Below are 736 nucleotides of genomic sequence, written 5' to 3'. Positions count from 1 at the left end.
GATCGGATACGAGTTGATATCCAGGCATGAAAAGACCACAAAGTCCAGAGAGATCCGAACTTGTCCCGACCAATACAAGGGGCTCACGCTTGCGCAGGGTTATCTGGTTCCACGCCCCCGTGCAACACAGATTCCCGTTCATGACGTGGAAGTTCGCTCACTTGAGGTGTACGAGCAATTGACAGGGGTGAGCCCATGACGGAACTGGAACAAGTCCGCTTTCGGCTCGAGGAATTGGGTCTCCATCGGGCTTCCGAGCTTCTGGATGTGCGGCTGAAAGCCGCACAACATGCACAGTACACATACCTGGCGTTTTTGGGAGAGTTGTTGGAAGCAGAACTGACGGAGCGAAAGCGTCGGAATCTCGAGGTTCGCACCAAATTGGCACGTCTCCCTTACCGGAAGAGCCTGGACGACTTCGACTTCTCTTTTCAACCCAGCCTCGACGAAAGATTCGTCCGGGAACTGGCCACCATGACCTTCGTTCAGCGGAATGAAAACCTGATCCTGCTCGGACCACCGGGCGTGGGAAAAACGCACCTGGCCATTGCGATGGCCATAGAGGCCATCGCCAAAGGACTCTCCGTCTACTTCGTGAGTCTGACGCATCTGGTTGAAGACCTCCGCAAGTCTTATGAGGAAAACCGCTTGGACAAACGGCTCAGAGTGTATATACGGCCCAAAGTTCTGGTGATTGATGAAGTGGGCTACCTCCCCCTGGATAGCTTGGCAGCCA

Annotated in this window: 1 protein-coding gene and 1 pseudogene; both read left to right on the top strand. The window is 54.5% G+C overall.

The genetic code is table 11. The annotated features are described in order from the left end of the window. A pseudogene (locus tag I8U18_RS17960) lies at positions 1–199 on the top strand (IS21 family transposase); the annotation flags it as partial. Further along, on the top strand, positions 196–736 hold a 541-nt coding region (locus I8U18_RS17615; RefSeq protein WP_198056626.1), incomplete at its 3' end, for an ATP-binding protein. The pseudogene I8U18_RS17960 and the gene I8U18_RS17615, both read left to right, overlap by 4 nt.

It is taken from the genome of Thermoactinomyces sp. CICC 10522, assembly GCF_016055075.1.
Taxonomy (GTDB): domain Bacteria; phylum Bacillota; class Bacilli; order Thermoactinomycetales; family Thermoactinomycetaceae; genus Thermoactinomyces_A; species Thermoactinomyces_A daqus.
The sequence above is the reverse complement of the archived record's forward strand: the minus strand, read 5'-3'. Positions and strand labels throughout refer to the sequence as shown.